Consider the following 19,411-nt stretch of genomic DNA (forward strand, 5'->3'; position numbering starts at 1 on the left):
CACCCCATGGCGCTCATCGCTCTCGCCGCCGACAAGGGTTCCCCCGGCGTCACCACCGCGGCCGTCGCCCTCGCGGCGGTCTGGCCCCGGCGCGCACTGCTCGCCGAGGCCGACCCGGCGGGCGGTGACCTGGTCTACCGCAGCGCCGCCGCGCACGGCGGACCGCTCAACCCGAACACCGGCATGCTGTCCATAGCCGCCACCGCCCGCCGGGGCCTGGTGCCCGACCAACTCTGGGACCACGTACAGCCGTTGAGCGGCGGACTGGAAGTGCTCGTCGGGCTCGGCATCGCCGAGCAGGCCACCGGGCTCGCCGGGCTCTGGCCCACGCTCGGGCACGCCTTCGCCTCCCTCGCCGACTCCCCGAACGCGCCCGCCGACGTCATCGCCGACTGCGGACGCATCAGCGGGGACACCCCGGCCATGGAGCTGTTCCCGCACGCGGCCCTCGTCCTCCTGATCGCCCGCACCGAACCCGAGTCGCTGGCCCGCGTCCGGGACCGGGCCGCCGCCCTCTCCGCCAAGCTGCACGGCGGCCCGCGCGGCGCCGCGGCCCTCGCCACCCCGCTCATCGGCGTCGTCCTGATCGCCGACCCGAACAGCTCCGCGAAGATCGCCGGCCAGGTCAACGACATGCTGGTGCATGCCCAGACCGGCGCCCGGGTCGTCGGCACTCTCGCGGACGACCCCACCGGCGCCGACCAGTTGGCCGGCCGCAAGCGCGGCCGTCTCGACAAGTCCCTGCTGATCCGCTCGGCCCGCAAGGTCACCGCCGACCTGTACCAGCAGTACGGCACCGCCTGGGCCGCAGCCGCCCAGGCGCACCAGCCCCAGCAGCCCCATCAGGCCCAGCGTCCCCAGCAGGGTCACGCGGGGGCCGGCCGATGACCGCTGTCGACCACCAGTTGGTCAAGCGGTTCCGGCAGGAGGCCGGCGACCGCATCGCCGAGCAGCGCCGCCTCGACCAGGTCAACGGCGTCTCGCCGATGTCCACGGAGGACGAGCGGCAGTACGCCCGCGCGGTCATCGCGCAGATCCTGGAGGAGTACGCCCGCACCGAGATCAACGCGGGCCGTACGCCGCTGGACGCCGAGACCGAGGAGCAGTACGCGGCCGCCGTGCACGCCGCGCTCTTCGGCGTGGGCCGGCTCCAGCCCCTGCTGGACGACCCCGACGTCGAGAACATCGACATCAACGGCTGCGACCAGGTCTTCGTCGGCTACTCCGACGGGCGGGAGGCCACGGGCGATCCGGTCGCCGAGACCGACGAGGAACTGATCGAGCTGATCCAGGTACTGGGCGCCTACTCCGGCCTGTCCTCCCGGCCCTTCGACTCCGCCAACCCACAGCTCGACCTGCGGCTGCCCGACGGCTCCCGGCTCTCCGCCGTCATGGACGTCGCCCGGCGGCCCGCGCTGTCCATCCGGCGCGCCCGCATGGGCAAGGTGTTCATCTCCGACCTCGTCGGCAACGGAACCCTGGGCCCGGAGCTGGGGCACTTCCTCGCCTGCGCCGTCCGCGCCCGCAAGAACATCATGATCGCGGGGGCCACCAACGCGGGCAAGACGACCCTGCTGCGCGCCCTCGCCAACGAGATCCCCCCGGGCGAACGGCTCATCACCGTCGAACGCGCCCTGGAACTCGGGCTCGACACCTTCCCCGACCTGCACCCCAACGTCGTGGCGTTCGAGGAACGGCTGCCCAACTCCGAGGGCCAGGGCGCCATCGGCATGGCCGAACTGGTCCGCCGCTCACTGCGGATGAACCCCTCCCGGGTGATCGTCGGAGAGGTGCTCGGCGACGAGATCGTCACCATGCTCAACGCGATGTCGCAGGGCAACGACGGCTCGCTGTCCACGATCCACGCCAACAGCTCCAGCGAGGTCTTCAACCGCATCTCCACGTACGCGTTGCAGGCCACCGAGCGGCTGCCCATCGAGGCCAGCCAGATGCTGATCGCGGGCGCGGTGAACTTCGTCGTCTTCATCCAGCGGCGCAACAACTACCGGACCGGGGGCGGGCTCCAGCGCATGGTGACCTCCGTGCGCGAGGTCAACGGCGTCGACGGCCGTGTGCTGTCCAGCGAGGTGTTCGCCGAGACCCCCGACGGCCGGGTCGTACCGCACGCGCCCATAGCCTGCCTGGAGGACCTGATGGCCTACGGCTACCAGCCGCACGGGGCGTGGGGGTGACCATGACGCACTTCGCCGCCGGCCCTGCCACACACACCGCGCTCGGCTCGCTCGGTTCCATGGGCGGCCTCTTCTCCACCACCGTCCTGTACTCGATCGGCAGCGGCGTCGCCGTCGGCGGCGGACTCGCGCTGCTGATACTCGCCGTACGCGGCCTGCCCGCCAAACCCGCGCACGAGAAGCAGAAGGCCGACGAGCGGTTCGCCGAACTGATCCGGTTCGCCGGGCAGCGCGGCTCGCTCGCCGCGATCGTCGGCCTCGCCGTCCTGCTGCTGACCCGCTGGGCGGTGGCCGGGCTCGCGGCCGGCGTCCTCGTCTTCTTCTGGGACCGCCTCTTCGGCGGCGCCGCGGAGGAACGGGCCGCCATGCGCCGCGTGGAGGCCCTCGCCTCCTGGACGGAGTCCCTGCGCGACACCATCGCGGGCGCGGTCGGCCTGGAGCAGGCCATCCCGGCGTCCGCGCGCGCCGCGGCCCCCATCCTGCGCCCCCATCTCGACGCCCTCGTCGACCGGTTGCGCGCCCGCACCCCGCTGCCCGAGGCGCTCCAGCACCTCGCCGACGAGATCGACGACGCGTCCGCCGACATCATCGTGGCCGCGCTGATCCTCAACGCCCGGCTGCGCGGCCCCGGTCTGCGCCAGGTCCTCGGCGCGCTCGCCAAGTCGGCACGCGAGGAAGTCGACATGCGCCAGCGCGTGATGGCCCAGCGCGCCGCCACCCGCCGCTCGGTGCAGATCGTGGTCGCGGTGTCCATCGCCTTCGTCCTCGGCCTCGCCGTCTTCAACCGCGACTTCGTGTCCCCGTACGGCACCGCGGTCGGCCAGCTCGTACTCGCCGTCGTCTGCGCCCTGTTCGCGCTCGGCTTCTGGTGGCTGCGCAAGCTGTCCACCATCGAGACGCCCGAACGCTTCCTGGTCCGCGACGAGTCCTCGGTGCAGTTCGTACGGCCCCGCACCGCCGCCCCGACCGCCCAGCAGCCGCAGCCTCAGCAGCCCCAGCCGTTCCAGTCGGAAGAAGGTGTACGCCGGTGAACCTGACGATGCCGATCCTGGTCGGCGTGGTCTTCGGACTGGGTGTCTACGCCCTCGTCCGCGCCCTCATGCCGTCGAAGCGGAGCGCGGTCGCCCAGGTCGCCCGCATCGACGCGATGCGCGCGCGGGGAGCGGCGTACGAGTCCGCGCGACCGGCCCAGGACACCGGGCGCTTCGGTTCGCTGCGTGCCGAGGTCGGCGCGCGCGTCTCCGAGTTCTACCTCCACCAGGGCTGGGAGCAGCGCTCGCTGCGCGCGGACCTGGCGGTCCTGGACCGCAGTTGGGAGAAGTTCCTGGCGACGAAGGTGCTGCTGGCCGCGGCCGGGCTGTTCTTCGGGCCGTTCCTGTTCGCGGTGGTCTGGACGCTGGGCGTGGGCCGCAGCCCGCTCATCCCGGTCTGGCTGGCCCTGTTGTGCGCGGCGCTGTTCTTCTTCCTGCCCGACCTGGAGGTACGGCGGGACGCGGCCGAGAAGCGCCGGGACCTGCGGCGCGTCATCGGCGCCTATCTGGACCTGGTGTCGATGAGCCTGGCCGGCGGCCGGGGTCTGCCCGAGGCGCTGATGGCGGCGGCCGACGTGTCCGACGGCTGGGCCAACCAGCGCATCCGCAGTGCCCTGGCCGACGCCCGGATCACCGGCATCAGCCAGTGGCAGGCGCTCGGCCAACTCGGCGAGGAACTGGGCGTGGAGGAGCTGAAGGACCTCTCTGCCTCGCTGGCGCTGGTCGCGGACGACGGCGCCAAGGTGCGTGAGTCGCTCGCCTCCCGCGCCGAGACCATGCGGCACCGCGAACTCGCCGAGATCGAGGGCAGCGCGGGCGAGAAGTCGCAGTCGATGCTGGTGGCGCAGTTGCTGCTGTGCGCCGGCTTCCTGGTGTTCCTGATCTTCCCTGCGGCCGTGCGGGTGTTCCAGGTGTGAACCGACCGATACGTGCGGCTCGTCCTACGATCCGTACCCGCGGCTGCCACGGCCGCTCTTGCCTGCACCGCTTCCATCGCTCCACTGCCCGAACCGCCGGCCGAGTTGAGCTGAGTTGAGAGGACGACTCCCATGACCGAACGCACCGTCCGCACCGGAATCCCGGCGGTGGACTTCCTGGTCACCTTCCTGCAGGCGCGTGTGCAGCGCGCCCGCTCCGGCGAACTGGACCGCGGCGCCTCCGCCGTCGAGTGGGTCATCATCTCCGCGGTCGTCGTGGCGATCGTCGGCGTGGTGGCCGCCATCATCAACGCCGCGCTGAGCGAGGGCGCGAACAAGGTCGGCGACTGCATCAAGGGCGCGGACGCGGGCAAGACCTGCTGACGCACGACGTACGACGACGGGGATGACGGGGTTGATGGTGGGCGTGGGCAGATGGGTGCGCCGCCGCGCGCGGGCCGTGCGCGGCGAGGCTGGTGACTCCGGCATGACCGCGATCGAGTTCGTGCTGCTCACCCCCGTCCTGTTCTTCATGATCTTCGCCACAGTGCAGTTCGCGCTGTACTTCTTCGCCGACCACGTGGCCCAGGCGGCGGCCCAGGCGGGCGCCCGGAAGGCCCGCGCCACGGCCGACGAACAGCCGGGCGGCTGGCGGGGCGAGGCCCGTGACGTCGTCGACTCCTACATCCGCCAACTCGGCCCGCAACTGGTGCTGGCCCCGGACGTGAAGCTGCTCCAGCCGGAGCCGAACACGGTGGGCGTGGAGATCTCGGCCCGGGTGCCCACGGTGTTCCCCGGCCTCGACCTGACGGTGCACGCGCAGTCCTCCGGGCCGGTGGAGCGATTCGTACCGGAAGGGGGCAACTGAATGCCCACTCCCTTCACCCGGTTCCGCACCGCGCGCGGGCGGTCGGCCGACGGCGACCGCGGGCTGTCGACGGTCGAGGTGGTGATCCTGGCGCCGGTGATGATCCTGTTCATCCTGGTCCTGGTGGCCTTCGGGCAACTCGTCGACGGGCGGGGCGCGTTGGACGGCGCCGCGCGGGACGCGGCGCGGGCCGGTTCGATCCAGAAGGACCACGCCACCGCCCTGGCCGAGGCCCGCAGGGCCGCCGAGGCGGACCTGGCCGACGTCTGTTCCGGACCGGTGTCCGTCGTCCAGACCAGCCAGGGCTTCGAACCCGACACCCTCTTCACGGTCGAGGTGAGCTGCCAGGTGCGGGGCCTGGCCATGCTGGGCCTCGACGTCCCGACCCGGCTGTCGGCGAGCTTCAGTTCCCCGCTGGATCCGTACCGGAGGACGGCGTGAGGACGGCAGTCGTACGCGCGTGGTGGTCCGCCCACCGGTCGGGGCCGGCCGACCGGGGCTCGGGCGCCGGCGCGGTGATCATCTTCACCCTCGTCTTTCTCTCCCTGTCGGCGTTCGTGATCGACGGCGGCCTGTCCATCTCCAAGCGGGAACGCGCCGCCGACATCGCGGAGCAGGCGGCCCGCTACGCCGCCCAGGACATAGACAAGGAATCCCTCTACGAGAACGAGGGCGGCCCCGCGCCGATCAACTTCCAGAACTGCGACGCGCGCGTGAAGACCTTCGCCCGCGAGATGAACATGACCGGCCCCGACATCGCCGCGAGCCACTGCGTGGCGGCCGACACCCAACAGGTCGAGGTCGAGATCCAGCTGACCTACCAACCGGTGTTCACGGGCATGTTCTACGGCGGAGCGGTGACCGTACACGGCAGAGCCCTGGCAGAGAACCAGGTCGGCTGACCCGACGACCGGCGCCGCTCAGCCGGGCTCAATAGGATCTCCGTAGGCTCCATTCGCCCCCCACCGACCAACTCCTCCCACCCACGACCCAGGACACCCGCCATGGCGCGACGCAGCACATCAAGCTCGACGGGAAGCCCGACGGGCCCGAGGAATCGGACACCGCAGCCGGTACGCGTGCGGCGCCGTACGTTCGGGGACTTCGTCAAGGCATTCCTCGCGTTCATCGCCCTGCTCGTGCTCGTCGTCGGCGTACCCGGCGCCCTCGCCCTCACCGTCGGCTGGCCGCTGCCGAGCGGGGCGCCGACGCTGGACTGGCTGCGGCAGGAGATCACCGTTCAGACCTTCCTGAACGTCCTGACGGTGATCGTGTGGCTCGCCTGGGCCCAGTTCACCGCCTGCGTGCTCGTCGAGGCCAAGGCCGCGCTGTCCGGCGTGGGACTGGCCGGACGCGTCCCGGGCGCCGGCCCAAGCCAGTTGCTCGCCCGCCAGCTCGTCGCCGCGCTGCTGCTGTTCGGCGCCACCGCGGCCAGCCTCACCCCGGGACTGTCGCAGCTGGGACAGGGCCTGGAGGGGAACAACAGGGGGACGGTGGCCGCCGCCCAGCAGACCCCGGGACTCTTCGCCCAGCAGCAGGAGCAGGCATCCGGCACCGCCGCGGCCCTCGCCGAGCAGGCCGCGCAGGCCGCGCAGGCCGCCGCCCACGCGGACCCCGGCGGCGCCTCCGCCGCCAGGGACGCCGGGACGAAGTACTACCGGATCCAGCCGCCCGAAGGGCGCCACCACGACTCCCTCTGGGAGATAGCGCAGCGCCACCTCGGCGACGGCCGCCGGTACAAGGAGATCCACGAACTCAACAAGGACCGTGTCCAGCCCGACGGTTCACGGCTGTCCGAGGCGAGCCTGATCCGGCCCGGCTGGATCATGGAGATGCCCGCCGACGCGCGCGGCGGCGAACTGGTCGAGATGCCCGACGCCCAGGTCTCCCCGGACGTCCAGCAGCAGATCCACGACTACGCCAAGTCCGGGGACCAGGGCCAGGACCACGCCGAGGAGGGCGGCGGCACGGACGCCTCCCAGGTCGCGCTGCCCGAGCAGCAGCGGCCCGGCGCGGACGGCGGCGCGGACCACGGGGACGCGCACGGGCAGGGGCAGGGACAGCAGCACGAAGGCCCCGCACAGCCCGGCTCCGGCAGCGAGGCCGGCGGGCACGCCTTCGGTCTGCCCGAAGCCCTCATCGGCGCGCCGCTCCTCGCCGCCGGCCTGCTCGGCGCCCTCGGACGCCGGCGCCGGCAGGCGCTGTGGCAGTCGGCGCTCGGGGCCGTCGGCGGCCGGCGCGGCATGGAACCGCCCACGCCGACCGGCGACGCCCAGGACGCGCAGGACGCGCTGCTGGTCGGCGCCGACCCCGAGGGCGTACGGCTGCTCGACCGTTCGCTGCGCGGCCTGGCCGCCGGGCTCGCCGCCGAGTCGCGCGCCCTGCCCGTCGTCTACGCCGCCTGGCTGAGCAACGGCGATCTGCACCTCCAGCTCGCCCAGCCCGCCGGAAAGCCGCCCGCGCCCTGGCAGCTCGGGCAGGACCAGACGTTCTGGATGCTCGCGCGGGCCGACGCCGAGCGGTACGAGGACGTGGACACCGCCGCGCCCTACCCGGGTCTCGTCAGCCTCGGCACCATGGACGACTCCCGGCTGCTGCTCAACCTGGAGGCGGTGCCCGGCCTCGTCTCGCTCAGCGGACGCGAGGCCGACCGGGCCGCCGTGTTCGCCTCGGTCGCCGCCGAACTCGCCACCAACGGCTGGTCGGACCGGATGACCATCACCCTCGTCGGCTTCGGCGCCGACCTCACTCCGCTCGCCCCGAACCGGCTGCGCCACCTCGACGGCATCGAGGCGCTCATCGAGACCATGGAGGCCGAGACCCGGCAGCGCCGCGGGGCGCTCGGCGCCGCCGGGCACGACTCCGTCCTCACCGGCCGTACCGGGCCCGCGCAGCACACCCGTTGGGCGCCGCACCTGGTCCTGCTCGCCGCACAGCCCTCCGCCGAGGACGCCCTGCGGCTCGCCGAACTCGCCGCCGACGCCGGCCGCCTCGGCATCGGCTATCTGGTCGGCACCGAGACCGGTGAACTGCCCGGCGCCGCCTGGGAGATGGAGATCACGACCGAGGGCAGGCTGCTCGCCCCGCTGCTCGGCCTTGAGCTGGACGCCCAGCTGTTGCCGGCCGTCCAGCAGCGCGCCGTCGTCGAACTGTTCGCCGACGCCGACCCCGAGCGCGATCCGGACGGCCCGGTCAACGCCCCGCCGTTCCTCGTCGACATCAGCGAGCAGGGCCGGCCCGCGGTCTACGCCCGCCTCGTCGGACCGTACGAGATCATCGGCCTCGACACCCCGGACGGGGAGCGCAGCGCGCTGCTCCACGAGGCGCTCGCCCTGCTGCTCCTGCACCGCGAGGGCGTCCACCCGCGGGTGCTGGCCTCCGCGCTGTGGCCGCGCGGCGTCACCGAGGACGTGCGGGACGCGCTCGTCGAGCGGCTGCGCGGCTGGCTCGGCAGCGACCCGGACGGCACGGCCCGCCTCGGCACCGACGAGTCCGGCCGGCTCACGCTCGCCAAGTCCGTCGTCTCCGACCTGGACGTGCTGCGCTCCCTCTACCACGAGGCCACGCAGGGCAAGGGCGTGGACAGCCGGGCCGTACGCGGGCGGCTGCTCACCGACGCGCTGGTCCTGGTCCGCGGGCCGCTGCTCGCGGACCGCCCCGAGGACCGCTACCGCTGGCTCACCCACGAGATCATCGACGCCCAGCTCCCGCTGCTGGTCGCGGACATCGGGCTCGCGCTGTCCGCGTTCCACCTGGAGAAGGACCGCGCGGAGAAGGCGATCGAGGCGCTGGACGCGGCGCTGCGGACCGCGCCGTCCGACGAGCGGCTGTGGCACGAGCTGCTGCGCGCCACCCACGCCACCGGCGAACCCGCCCGGATCCGTGCGCGCGCCGCCGACCTGCTCGCCCGCAGCGGCGCCCGCGGCCTGCCGCCGCGCACGGAAGCGCTCCTCGACGAGTTGCTGCCGTCGTGGCGCGACGGCGTCGCCGCCGCGGGATGAGCGACCTCGCGGTGATCGCCGCCGCCGCGCTGTGGGGCGTGGCGTCCGGTGCGCTGCTGCCCCGGGCCGCCTACCGGTTCTCCGCCCCGGCGGGCGAGCCCTGGCGCCACCTGTGCCCGGCCGGCCACCCGGTACGGGGCTGGCTCGGCCCGGCCCGCTGCGGCGAGTGCGCCGCGCGCTCCTACGGCCCCCGGGTGCCGGCCCTCGCGGCCGTCACCGCGCTCGTCTGCGCCGCGCTGGCCGCCGCCACCGGCACCCGTCCCGAACTCGGTGTCTGGCTGCTGCTCGCCCCCCTCGGGGTGCTGCTCGCGGTCGTGGACTTCCGGGTGCAGCGGCTGCCGGACCCGCTGACCCTGCCCCTGGCCGCCGCCGCGCTCGGCCTGCTCGCCCTGGCCGCCCTCCTGCCGGAGCACGCCGGCCACTGGCTCACCGCGCTCTACGGCGCCCTCGCGCTCGGCGCCGGCTACTTCGTGCTGTTCCTGATCAACCCCGGCGGCATGGGCTTCGGCGATGTGAAGCTGGCCCTGGGCGCGGGCGCGGCGCTCGGCTGGTACGGCTGGCCGACCCTGATGCTCGGCACCTTCGCCGGGTTCCTGTTCGGCGCGGTGTACGCCGGTGCCCTCGTGGTCGCCCGGCGGGCGGGCCGCAAGACGGCGATCCCGTTCGGGCCGTTCCTGATCGCCGGGGCGTACGCGGGGGTGCTGGTCGGCGCGTACGCGGGCTGAAGCCGGGCCGGTGAGAGGCCTGGCGTAGGCTGGTCCGGTCCGCCCACCACCACTCTTGTACCGAGCGCTTCGCGCGCACCTTTTGATTTCCTTGACGAAAGGGACGCCCCGGTGACCGAGAAGGCCGACCTCCAGTCCGTCCTCGACCGTGCGGCCGCCGGGGGGCGGATCACCCCCGAGGAAGCGCTCGACCTCTACCGCGACGCCCCGCTGCACGCGCTGGGCGCTGCCGCGGACGCGGTACGCCGGCGCAAGTACGCGGGCATCGAGCACATCGCCACGTACATCATCGAACGCAACATCAACTACACGAACGTCTGCGTGACCGCGTGCAGGTTCTGCGCCTTCTACGCCGCCCCCAAGGACACCGCCAAGGGCTGGACCCGCGACCTCGACGACATTCTGCGGCGCTGCGCCGAGACGGTCGAGCTGGGCGGCACGCAGATCATGTTCCAGGGCGGGCACCACCCGGACTACGGCGTCGAGTACTACGAGAAGCACTTCCGGGCCATCAAGGGGGCGTTCCCGCAGCTGGTGATCCATTCGCTGGGCGCGTCCGAGGTCGAGCACATGGCCCGGATCTCCGGGGTGACGGTCGAGGAGGCCATCGCCCGGATCCACGCGGCGGGCCTCGACTCCTTCGCGGGGGCGGGCGCCGAACTGCTGCCGGAGCGGCCGCGCAAGGCCATCGCGCCGCTGAAGGAGAGCGGCGAGCGCTGGCTGGAGATCATGGAGACCGCGCACCGGCTGGGCGTGGAGTCCACGTCGACCATGCTGATGGGCACGGGCGAGACCAACGCCGAGCGGATCGAGCACCTGCGGATGCTCCGGGACGTGCAGGACCGCACGGGCGGCTTCCGGGCCTTCATCCCGTACACCTACCAGCCCGAGAACAACCATCTGAAGGGCCGCACCCAGGCCACGCTCTTCGAGTATCTGCGGATGATCGCGATCGCCCGCCTCTTCCTCGACAACGTCCAGCACATCCAGGGGTCCTGGCTGACCACGGGCAAGGAGACCGGCCAGCTGTCCCTGCACTACGGCGCCGACGACCTCGGCTCGATCATGCTGGAGGAGAACGTGGTCTCCTCCGCGGGCGCCAAGCACCGCTCCAACCGGCTGGAGATCATCGACCTGATCCGCAAGGCGGGCCGGGTCCCGGCGCAGCGCGCGACGACGTACGAGCACCTGGTCGTCCACGACGACCCGGCGAACGACCCCGTCGACGACCGCGTGGTCTCGCACATCTCCTCCACCGCCATCGAGGGCGGCACGGCCCACCCCGAACTGAAGCTGCTCTCGTCGAACTGAGCCGCCCGTGCCGACGATTCACGCCGCCGATCTGCTCGTCACGGGGGACCGCCGGCTGTCCGTGCCGGGCGGGGCGGTTCTGGTCGACGGCCGGGAGCTCGCGGCTCTCGGCTCGTACGAGGAGCTGGTGGCCGCGCATCCGACGGCCCGGGTCCGGCGCTGGCCGGGTCTGCTCACCCCGGGCCTGGTCAACCGGTACGGGCCCGAACTGCTCGCGCAGGCCTACCATCCGGACCCGCGCGAGGCCGACGAGCTGGGCACCGAGCCGATCACGGGCGAGGGACTCGCGGCGCTCGCCATGACGGAGGCCCGCTGGGGCGCGAGCGCGCGGCGAGGTGTGCAGCGCATGTTCGCGCACGGGACCGTGGCCGTGGCGGGGGCGCTGTGGCGGCCCGCGGTGGTGGACGCCGTGCGGCGGGCGGGGCTGACGGAGACGGAACGGAGCGCGGACCCCGTGGGCCCGCCGGCCCTCGATCCACTGGCCGGGCGCGGCCTCGCGGCGGCGATCCCGCGGCCGTTGCCGTCCGTCGGTGGGGACGCGACCTTCGCGGTGTTCGACGTCCCGGACGAGGCCGCGCTCGCCGAGCGCGGGGCCGCCGCCTGCGTGGCGACCGTCCTGGGCGGCCGCCTGGTGTACCGCGGGCGTTGAGCGGTCAGCCCGCGAACGCCGTTGCGAACGCCCCCGATCGCTGGGGTACGCCGCTGCAGTCCGTCGCCGCCTCGTCCTGGGCCGACGTGTCGTCCGCGCACTGCCGGTCGCGGAACGTCGACCACATCGACACCCAGGCGATCTCCTTCTCCTCGGCGAAGGAACGCACTTGCGCCGCGTCGGACAGCGTGAACGTCTCGCCCGGGACGTCGTTGACGCCGATCATCGAGGTGAGGGCCATGCCCCGCCAGGCACCCGCGTCGGTCAGGCCGAAGACCTTCGTCAGCTGCGTGTGCGCGGCCTTGGCGGAGGCGAGCGCGTAGTCGCCCATGTCGCCGGTGAAGGACTCGCCGTAGTTCATGGTCATGATGTTGACGGTCGACACCTGGACGTCATGCGTGTTCGCGGACTCCAGCAGGGCGAGGCCGTCGGAGTCGAGCCCGGACGGCATCACCGGCAGGGTGAACGAGACCTTCAGACCGGTGCGTTCCTTCTGCAGCAGCGCGATGGCCGCCGAGCGCCGGGTGACCGAGGCGGAGTCGGCCAGCGTGTCGCCCTCGATGTCGAAGTCGGCCTGGTCGGAACCGGCCGCGTCCAGCGCCTTGCCGTAGGCAGCGGCCAGTTCGGACGCGCTGTCGCAGGTCTGCGCGAGTTCCTTCCCTGACGCCCCGCCGAAGGAGACCCGGACCGTCGCGCCGTCCCGCTTCAGCCGGGAGACACGGGAGGCCACCGCGGAGTCGGTGACCGACCGCGTGCCGTTCCACTTCGGCGTGCAGCCGCTGCCGTCCGACAGCACGAAGGCGAGGTTGTACGCCGCAGGCGAGCCCGTGGCGTCGTTGCCGGACGCCTCGGTGGCGCTGACGTAGGGGGCGTAGGCGGTTCTGTAGGAGGCGGACTTGCCGGTCGAGCCGGTCGAGCCGGTCGCGGCGGGCGCCGCGTCCGAGGTGCCGCCGGAGCCCGCGGAGCATCCCGTGACGGCCAGTGCAAACACCCAGGCGAACCCGGCCGCCGGCATCAGGAATCTCCTCATCGCGCATGCTCCCGCTCCAGTGATGTCCGTCTCAGGTTCCGTCTCGGGACGGCAACGGACCGCCTTTCCCGGGGGAAATGTCTCACACACCAGCGGGTCCCCGGGGAATCTCTCAGGAAAGCGACAGGTTGGCCGTTCTCTCATGGGCGGTTCACAAGAATTCCCGAGAAGGGAACACATAAAGGCTCCCTAATGTCCGGGGAATGCATTCCGAGACTGCCATCGAAAGCCGTGCCGCCGGGCGCGGTCGCCGCCGCAAACGCGGCAACGGACCCGCCGAGGGGCCCGTGTTCGTGGACACCTCCGGGCGCCGGTCGAAGGTGCTCCGCCGCATCGGCGTCCTCGTCGGCGTCGTCTGTCTCGCGTACGCGGGCGTGCTCGGCGCGGCCTTCATGGGCTGGGGCACCTCGCTCAACCCGTCCTCCCTGCTGCCCTTCGCGGGCGGCGGAAGCGGGCAGGCCCCCGACGGCTTCGGGCCGCGCGACGGCATCGGCCGCCAGGCCGGTCCGCCCGGCGGCACGCCGTCGGCCGCCCCCTCGGGCACCGCCGCCCCGTCCCCTTCCTCCCCGTCCCCGTCCCCCTCCTCCCCGTCCCCCTCCTCGCCGTCCGCGTACGCGGCGGCCAACTGACCGGAACGCAGCCACCACATGACCCATCCGACGCCCTCCCGCGGCCGCCGCCGCGCCCCCACCCGCATGGAGCGGGCGGCCGGCCGCGCCGCGGCCCTGCAGAAGCCGCGCGTCGTCCTCGCCCTGCTGCTCCTGCTCGCGCTGACCTGTGTGCTGCTGCTCGACGGCTATCTGCGCGCCGAGGTCGGCGGCGACCAGCGGGTGCGCACCGGGGCCGGCTCCGGCGACGTACCGGACAAGGTGCTCGACGGCGGTCCGATCCTCACCTTCCGGGGCGGCCGGGCGACCTCCGTCTCCGTGCCGGCCAAGACCATCGCGCTCACCTTCGACGACGGCCCCGACCCGACGTGGACCCCCAAGGTCCTCGAGATCCTGCGGAAGTACGACATCCCCGGCACGTTCTTCCTCGTCGGATCGATGGTGTCGCGCCATCCCGGCATCGTGCGGACCATGGTCGACCAGGGCAACGAGGTCGGCATCCACACGTTCACGCACATCGACCTGTCCTACCAGAGCGATGCGCGCGTCAAGCGTGAGATGGAGCAGACGCAGCTCGCCCTCGCGGGCGCGGCGGGCATCACCACGACCCTGTTCCGCGCGCCGTACTCCTCGGAGACCGACGCCATCGACAACTACAGCTGGCCCGTCTACAAGAAGCTCGGCGCCGACGGCTACACGAGCGTCTTCGTCGACACCGACAGCGACGACTGGAAGCGGCCGGGCGTCTCGAAGATCATCAAGTGGGCCACCCCGAAGGACGGCAAGGGCGCCGCGGTCCTCTTCCACGACGCGGGCGGCGAACGTTCGCAGACCGTCGCCGCGCTGCCGCGCTACATCGAGAAGATGCGGGCGAAGGGCTACACCTTCACCACCGTCAGCGGCGTCATGGGGCAGCGGAACGCGACGGGGGCGGCCGGCGCGCCGCGGGACGGCACCCCCGCCGACGGCACGGCCGGCGCCTCCGACCTCTCCGGGCTGCAGGCCGCCCACCACACCGCCACCGGCACGACCCGCTACGAGGGCAGGGCCCTCATCGCGGCGGTGGCCGTCGCCGAGTGGACGGTGCCCGCGCTGTCGGCCCTGCTGATCGTCGTCGGTGTCGCCGTGATGGGCCGTTTCGCGATGATGCTGGCCCTCGCCCGGCGCCACCACAGGCAGCGCAACAGACGCCGGTTCGGCTGGGGTCCGCCGGTCACCCGGCCGGTGAGCGTGATCGTCCCGGCGTACAACGAGAAGGAGTGCATCGCGGGCACCCTCAGATCGCTGGCGAGGAGCACGCATCCGATCGAGATCATCGTGGTGGACGACGGCTCGACCGACGGCACCGCCGAGATCGCCGAGTCCCTCGGCCTGCCGAACGTGCGGGTCGTTCGGCAGCGGAACGCGGGCAAACCGGCGGCCCTCAACAACGGTGTCCGGCACGCGAGTCACGACATCGTCGTGATGATGGACGGCGACACCGTCTTCGAGCCGGACACCGTACGGCAGCTCGTGCAGCCCTTCGCGGATCCGGAGGTCGGCGCGGTCGCCGGCAACGCCAAGGTCGGCAACCGCGACACGGTCATCGGGGCCTGGCAGCACATCGAGTACGTCATGGGCTTCAACCTGGACCGGCGCATGTACGACCTGTTGCGCTGCATGCCGACGATCCCCGGCGCGATCGGCGCGTTCCGCCGGGAGGCGGTGCTCGGGGTCGGCGGGATGAGCGATGACACCCTCGCCGAGGACACCGACATCACCATCGCCCTGCACCGCGCGGGCCGGCGGGTCGTCTACCAGGAGCACGCCAGGGCCTGGACGGAGGCGCCCGGTTCGCTGGGGCAGCTGTGGTCGCAGCGCTACCGCTGGTCGTACGGCACCATGCAGGCGCTGTGGAAGCACCGCAAGTCCCTGACGGACCGGGGTCCTTCGGGGCGGTTCGGCCGGGTCGGCATGCCGCTGGTGGTGCTCTTCCAGATCGTCACGCCCCTCTTCGCCCCGCTGATCGACGTGTTCACCGTCTACTCGATGGTCTTCATCGACCTCCGCGCCGCCCTGCTGGCGTGGCTCGCGGTCCTGGGCGTCCAACTGCTGTGCGCCGCCTACGCCTTCCGGCTGGACCGGGAGAAGTACCGCTACCTGTTGATGATGCCGCTCCAGCAACTGGCCTACCGGCAGCTGATGTACCTCGTCCTCATCCACTCCAGCATCACCGCCCTGACCGGTGGCCGGCTGCGCTGGCAGAAGCTGAAGCGGACCGGTGAGGTCGGCACCGCGGCGGGGGTGGGCTGAGTGGGCGCGCACAGCAAGGGCGGTACCCGGTCCCTGGTGCCGGCCCCGGTGCCGGATGCCGGCCCGGACGCCGGCCGGCCGGCGCGGGCGGTGGCTCCCCGGCCGGGGCCGGCCCAGCGGGACCGGTACTTCGACACCCTCCGCGCGGTCGCCCTCGTCCGCGTCGTCACCTACCACACCTTCGGCTGGGCCTGGTGCGGCCTGGTCCTCCCGTCCATGGGGATCATGTTCGGCCTGGCCGGCACGCTGATGGCCAGGTCCCTGGAGCGGCCCGCGCTCGCCGTGCTCCGAAGCCGTCTGCGCAGACTCCTCCCGCCGTTCTGGTTCTGGGGTTTCTTCGTCGTCCTCGCGATGCTGCTGCACGGCTGGATGCCGGGCCGGGAGATCGTCTACTGGATCGTGCCGCTCGGCGATCCGCCGGGCGACGCGTGGGGCGAGCAGGCCTGGGAGATCCTCTGGTACCTGCGGACCTACCTCTGGTTCGTCCTGCTCTCCCCGGCCCTGCTGTGGCTGTTCCGCAGGGCGCCGGTCCCCGTCCTGCTGCTGTCCCTCGCGCCCGTCCTGGTGCTGAACTTCCTCCGGTCGCCCCCGGACGGCCGGCTGGGCAGCGCGCTGTGGGACCTGTCGACGTATCTGTTCTGCTGGATCCTGGGCTTCGCGCACCACGACGGAGTGCTCCAGCGGATCAGGCCGGCCGCGGTCGTCGCCCTCTCGCTCGCCGCGCTCGGCTACGGCGGCTGGTACGCCGTCGCGCACCAGGCCGAGTTCGGCACGTACGACCTGGACGAGAACCCGCTCGCGCAGGCCTTCTGGTCGGCCGGTTTCGTCACGCTGCTGATGTGGGCGAAGGCGCACTTCCGGATCGACTTCGCCCGGCTCACCCGCCTGCGCCGGACCGACCGGCTCGTGACGGTCTTCAACGCCCGCGCGGTGACGATCTACCTCTGGCACGAGATCGCGCTCGTCCTGGCCGTGCCGCTGATCGACCGGTTCTGGGACGTGCCCGCCTTCGAGAGGTATCTGCCGCTGGACAGCCAGTGGTTCCTGTTCGGCATCGGCTGGATCCTGATCGCGGTCTTCGTCCTGCTGTGCGGCTGGGTGGAGGACGTGGCGGCGCGCAAGCGGCCGAGGCTGCTGCCGTGACGGCGCCGAGGGCGCTGCGCACGCGGCGCACCCCCTGCTGCCACAATGGGCGGGTGACCCGCGCATCCCTGGACAAGCAGCCGCACGAAGTCGCCTCGATGTTCGACAACGTGGCGGACCGGTACGACCTGACGAACGACGTCCTGTCGCTCGGCCAGGACCGGCGCTGGCGCAAGGAGGTGGCGAGCGCCGTCGACGCGCGCCCCGCGCAGAAGGTCCTGGACCTCGCGGCGGGCACGGCCACCTCGTCACTGCCCTTCACCCGGACCGGCGCCTACGTCGTCCCCTGCGACTTCTCCCTCGGCATGCTCCAGGTCGGCAAGAAGCGCAACGCCTGGCTGCCCTTCACCGCGGGCGACGCGACGCGGCTGCCGTTCAAGGACGACACCTTCGACGCCGTGACGATCTCCTTCGGGCTGCGCAACGTGCAGGACACGGACGCCGCGCTGCGCGAGATGCACCGGGTGACCCGGCCCGGCGGGCGGGTCGTGATCTGCGAGTTCTCGCATCCCACCTGGGCGCCCTTCCGGACCGTCTACACCGAGTACCTGATGCGCGCGCTGCCGCCGGTGGCGCGGGCGGTCTCCTCCGAGCCGGACGCCTACGTCTACCTCGCCGAGTCCATCCGTGCCTGGCCCGACCAGGCCGCACTGGCCGGGCGGCTGCGCTCGGCGGGCTGGTCGAAGGTGGCCTGGCGCAACCTCACCGGCGGCGTGGTGGCCCTGCACCGGGGCTTCAAGGAGGCCTGAGCCCGCGCCGGCCGCTAGCGGTTGGTCATCTCGAAGGCGCCGCCCGGTTCGTCCAGTTCCCGCTGCAGCCCGCCCGAGGGCGGTCTCGGGATGCGGGGTTCGCGGACGCCTCCGCCGCCGTCGCCCTCGCCGAAGTCGAACCACACGTACACCATGGACTCCCGCGGCACCTCGGCGCCGGGCTGCGGGTACTGGCGCACGACGTAGTCGACGACCGTGCGGTGGAAATCCGGGCGGTCCGGCGCGTTGAGGAACAGGCCCTGTGCCCGGGCCCGCTCGCGCGCGTCCACGGCCATCAGGCCGACCAGGCGCGGCACGCGGACTTCGGGTGTTTTGGGTGGTATGTGCACAGATGTCACCCCCAGCGGTACTGGAAGGGTAACCCCGGCGCAGGCGGCCCGAAAGCGGTAAGTGTCTTTCTGTGACAGACGATTACCGTCCGTCACGGATCAGGGCGCGGACAGGGCCCGCGCTCGGCGTCGTGCCGCTGTCGCCGAGCTGGGTTCGGCCCACGGGGCGGCCCTTCGCCGGGTGATCGGCGCCGCTGAATAGACTGCCCCTGTCCAGTGCCGGTCGGCACGTACATTTCGAACCTTGGGGAGATCCCGCCGTGACCGAGCCCCTCTCCGACAACACCGCCGATGTGATCGTCGTCGGCGCGGGGCCAGCCGGCTCCACGACCGCGTACCACCTCGCCAGGGCCGGACTCGACGTACTCCTGCTGGAGAAGACCGAGTTCCCGCGGGAGAAGGTCTGCGGCGACGGTCTCACCCCGCGCGCCGTCAAGCAGCTCGTGTCGATGGGCATCGACATCTCCGAGGAGGCCGGCTGGCTGCGCAACAAGGGCCTCAGGATCATCGGCGGCGGGGTCCGCCTCCAGCTGGACTGGCCGGATCTGGCCTCCTTCCCCGACTACGGGCTGGTCCGCAAGCGCGACGACTTCGACGAGCAACTGGCCCGCCAGGCGCAGAAGGCGGGCACCCGGCTGTACGAGCGGTGCAATGTCTCCGGCCCGGTCGTCGACGACCGCACCGGCCGCATCACCGGCGTGACCGCCAAGCTCGGCGAGGAGAAACGGGAAGTCACCTTCCACGCGCCCCTGGTGGTGGCCGCCGACGGCAACTCCACCCGGCTGTCCCTCGCGATGGGCCTGCACCGCCGCGAGGACCGCCCGATGGGCGTCGCGGTCCGTACGTACTTCACCTCCCCGCGTCACGACGACGACTACCTGGAGTCCTGGCTGGAGCTGTGGGACCGGCGCGGCCCGCAGGACCGGCTGCTGCCCGGCTACGGCTGGATCTTCGGCATGGGCGACGGCACCTCCAACGTCGGCCTCGGCGTGCTCAACACCTCCGCCGCCTTCAAGGACCTGGACTGGCGCGAGATCCTCAAGGCCTGGTGCGCGTCCATGCCGGAGGACTGGGGCTACACCCCGGAGAACATGACCGGCCCGATCCGCGGCGCCGCCCTCCCCATGGCCTTCAACCGCCAGCCGCACTACACCAAGGGCCTGCTGCTCGTCGGCGACGCCGGCGGCCTGGTGAACCCCTTCAACGGCGAGGGCATCGCCTACGCGATGGAGTCCGGCCAGATCGCCGCCGAGGTCATCGCCCAGGCGCACGCGCGGGCCACACCGGGCCAGCGCGAACTGGCCCTCCAGCGCTACCCGCGCGTCCTCAAGGACACCTACGGCGGCTACTACACGCTGGGCCGCGCCTTCGTGAAGCTCATCGGCAACCCGAAGGTCATGCAGATCGCCGCCCAGCGCGGCCTGACCCACCCGCTCCTGATGAGGTTCACCCTGAAGCTCCTGGCCAACCTCACCGACCCGACGGGCGGCGACGCGATGGACCGGATCATCAACGGCCTGAGCAAGGTGGCACCGAAGGCCTGAC

19 protein-coding genes are annotated in these 19,411 nt (G+C 72.4%); 17 read left to right on the forward strand and 2 right to left on the reverse strand.

Features of this window, described 5'->3' with window-relative positions; genetic code table 11:
* The first annotated feature begins 6 nt into the window (after nt 1-6).
* The 12 genes from CTZ28_RS30955 (at nt 7) to CTZ28_RS31010 (ending at nt 11,694) form a co-directional block, all read left to right on the forward strand.
* The gene (locus CTZ28_RS30955) at nt 7-888 is read left to right on the forward strand and encodes a hypothetical protein (protein WP_121893023.1); all 882 of its coding nucleotides are present in this window, start codon (nt 7-9) and stop codon (nt 886-888) included.
* Entirely contained in the window at nt 885-2,192 is a 1,308-nt protein-coding gene (locus tag CTZ28_RS30960; protein ID WP_121893024.1) for a TadA family conjugal transfer-associated ATPase, read from the forward strand. Before CTZ28_RS30955 ends, CTZ28_RS30960 begins: the two co-directional genes overlap by 4 nt.
* 59 nt (nt 2,193-2,251) lie before the next feature.
* On the forward strand, nt 2,252-3,223 hold the full coding sequence (locus CTZ28_RS30965) for a type II secretion system F family protein (RefSeq protein WP_183154676.1): 972 nt from the start codon (nt 2,252-2,254) through the stop codon (nt 3,221-3,223).
* Nucleotides 3,220-4,140 carry a type II secretion system F family protein gene (locus tag CTZ28_RS30970; protein ID WP_183154672.1) on the forward strand — a complete coding sequence of 307 codons (921 nt, stop codon included), beginning with the start codon at nt 3,220-3,222 and terminating at the stop codon, nt 4,138-4,140. Before CTZ28_RS30965 ends, CTZ28_RS30970 begins: the two co-directional genes overlap by 4 nt.
* Nucleotides 4,141-4,272: 132 nt before the next feature.
* Nucleotides 4,273-4,524 carry a hypothetical protein gene (locus CTZ28_RS30975; protein ID WP_121893025.1) on the forward strand — a complete coding sequence of 84 codons (252 nt, stop codon included), beginning with the start codon at nt 4,273-4,275 and terminating at the stop codon, nt 4,522-4,524.
* A 34-nt stretch (nt 4,525-4,558) separates the two neighbouring features.
* Nucleotides 4,559-5,008 (forward strand): TadE family protein, encoded by a 450-nt coding sequence (locus tag CTZ28_RS30980; protein ID WP_121893026.1) that lies wholly within the window; start codon nt 4,559-4,561, stop codon nt 5,006-5,008.
* Nucleotides 5,009-5,449, forward strand: a complete 441-nt coding sequence (locus CTZ28_RS30985) for a TadE/TadG family type IV pilus assembly protein (protein ID WP_121893027.1) — start codon at nt 5,009-5,011, stop codon at nt 5,447-5,449.
* Nucleotides 5,446-5,910, forward strand: coding sequence for a Tad domain-containing protein (locus CTZ28_RS30990; RefSeq protein WP_121893028.1), 465 nt, complete (start codon nt 5,446-5,448; stop codon nt 5,908-5,910). Before CTZ28_RS30985 ends, CTZ28_RS30990 begins: the two co-directional genes overlap by 4 nt.
* Before the next feature lie 102 nt (nt 5,911-6,012).
* Nucleotides 6,013-9,009 (forward strand): bacterial transcriptional activator domain-containing protein, encoded by a 2,997-nt coding sequence (locus CTZ28_RS30995; RefSeq protein WP_121893029.1) that lies wholly within the window; start codon nt 6,013-6,015, stop codon nt 9,007-9,009.
* Nucleotides 9,006-9,734, forward strand: a complete 729-nt coding sequence (locus CTZ28_RS31000; protein WP_121893077.1) for a prepilin peptidase — start codon at nt 9,006-9,008, stop codon at nt 9,732-9,734. Before CTZ28_RS30995 ends, CTZ28_RS31000 begins: the two co-directional genes overlap by 4 nt.
* Nucleotides 9,735-9,845: 111 nt before the next feature.
* The gene (mqnC, locus tag CTZ28_RS31005) at nt 9,846-11,045 is read left to right on the forward strand and encodes a cyclic dehypoxanthinyl futalosine synthase (RefSeq protein WP_121893030.1); all 1,200 of its coding nucleotides are present in this window, start codon (nt 9,846-9,848) and stop codon (nt 11,043-11,045) included.
* A 7-nt stretch (nt 11,046-11,052) separates the two neighbouring features.
* Complete coding sequence (locus CTZ28_RS31010) at nt 11,053-11,694, forward strand: imidazolonepropionase-like domain-containing protein (protein ID WP_121893031.1); 642 nt, start codon at nt 11,053-11,055, stop codon at nt 11,692-11,694.
* Nucleotides 11,695-11,698: 4 nt separating this feature from the next.
* On the opposite strand, the gene CTZ28_RS31015 is transcribed toward CTZ28_RS31010, so the two are convergent.
* A complete protein-coding gene (locus CTZ28_RS31015) occupies nt 11,699-12,724 on the reverse strand; it encodes a chitinase (protein ID WP_121893032.1) in 1,026 nt (341 codons plus the stop codon).
* A 203-nt stretch (nt 12,725-12,927) separates the two neighbouring features.
* On the opposite strand from CTZ28_RS31015, the gene CTZ28_RS47305 reads away from it, so the two are divergent.
* From CTZ28_RS47305 to CTZ28_RS31035, 4 genes are read left to right on the forward strand one after another with little or no spacing between them, the layout of a single operon-like run.
* Complete coding sequence (locus CTZ28_RS47305) at nt 12,928-13,353, forward strand: hypothetical protein (protein WP_183154673.1); 426 nt, start codon at nt 12,928-12,930, stop codon at nt 13,351-13,353.
* An 18-nt stretch (nt 13,354-13,371) separates the two neighbouring features.
* Complete coding sequence (locus tag CTZ28_RS31025; RefSeq protein WP_121893033.1) at nt 13,372-15,624, forward strand: bifunctional polysaccharide deacetylase/glycosyltransferase family 2 protein; 2,253 nt, start codon at nt 13,372-13,374, stop codon at nt 15,622-15,624.
* Nucleotides 15,625-16,767 carry an acyltransferase family protein gene (locus tag CTZ28_RS31030; protein ID WP_398657099.1) on the forward strand — a complete coding sequence of 381 codons (1,143 nt, stop codon included), beginning with the start codon at nt 15,625-15,627 and terminating at the stop codon, nt 16,765-16,767.
* 53 nt (nt 16,768-16,820) lie between these two features.
* The gene (locus CTZ28_RS31035; RefSeq protein WP_121893034.1) at nt 16,821-17,516 is read left to right on the forward strand and encodes a demethylmenaquinone methyltransferase; all 696 of its coding nucleotides are present in this window, start codon (nt 16,821-16,823) and stop codon (nt 17,514-17,516) included.
* Nucleotides 17,517-17,530: 14 nt separating this feature from the next.
* Here CTZ28_RS31035 and CTZ28_RS31040 read toward each other — a convergent pair whose 3' ends face one another.
* Nucleotides 17,531-17,833, reverse strand: coding sequence for a PASTA domain-containing protein (locus CTZ28_RS31040; RefSeq protein ID WP_259471899.1), 303 nt, complete (start codon nt 17,831-17,833; stop codon nt 17,531-17,533).
* 293 nt (nt 17,834-18,126) lie between these two features.
* Here CTZ28_RS31040 and CTZ28_RS31045 point away from each other — a divergent pair, with 293 nt between their 5' ends.
* Nucleotides 18,127-19,410, forward strand: a complete 1,284-nt coding sequence (locus tag CTZ28_RS31045; RefSeq protein ID WP_121893036.1) for a geranylgeranyl reductase family protein — start codon at nt 18,127-18,129, stop codon at nt 19,408-19,410.
* The last annotated feature ends 1 nt before the right edge of the window (nt 19,411 follow it).

This window comes from Streptomyces shenzhenensis (assembly GCF_003688995.1).
Lineage (GTDB): Bacteria > Actinomycetota > Actinomycetes > Streptomycetales > Streptomycetaceae > Streptomyces > Streptomyces shenzhenensis_A.

Coding starts and splice junctions, on each gene's coding strand:
- CTZ28_RS30955 (WP_121893023.1), top strand. CDS start 7: ATGGCGCTCATCGCTCTCGCCGCCGACAAGGGTTCCCCCGGCGTCACC.
- CTZ28_RS30960 (WP_121893024.1), top strand. CDS start 885: ATGACCGCTGTCGACCACCAGTTGGTCAAGCGGTTCCGGCAGGAGGCC.
- CTZ28_RS30965 (WP_183154676.1), top strand. CDS start 2,252: ATGGGCGGCCTCTTCTCCACCACCGTCCTGTACTCGATCGGCAGCGGC.
- CTZ28_RS31000 (WP_121893077.1), top strand. CDS start 9,006: ATGAGCGACCTCGCGGTGATCGCCGCCGCCGCGCTGTGGGGCGTGGCG.
- CTZ28_RS30975 (WP_121893025.1), top strand. CDS start 4,273: ATGACCGAACGCACCGTCCGCACCGGAATCCCGGCGGTGGACTTCCTG.
- CTZ28_RS31015 (WP_121893032.1), bottom strand. CDS start 12,724: ATGAGGAGATTCCTGATGCCGGCGGCCGGGTTCGCCTGGGTGTTTGCA.
- CTZ28_RS30995 (WP_121893029.1), top strand. CDS start 6,013: ATGGCGCGACGCAGCACATCAAGCTCGACGGGAAGCCCGACGGGCCCG.
- CTZ28_RS31025 (WP_121893033.1), top strand. CDS start 13,372: ATGACCCATCCGACGCCCTCCCGCGGCCGCCGCCGCGCCCCCACCCGC.
- CTZ28_RS30980 (WP_121893026.1), top strand. CDS start 4,559: ATGGTGGGCGTGGGCAGATGGGTGCGCCGCCGCGCGCGGGCCGTGCGC.
- CTZ28_RS47305 (WP_183154673.1), top strand. CDS start 12,928: ATGCATTCCGAGACTGCCATCGAAAGCCGTGCCGCCGGGCGCGGTCGC.
- CTZ28_RS30985 (WP_121893027.1), top strand. CDS start 5,009: ATGCCCACTCCCTTCACCCGGTTCCGCACCGCGCGCGGGCGGTCGGCC.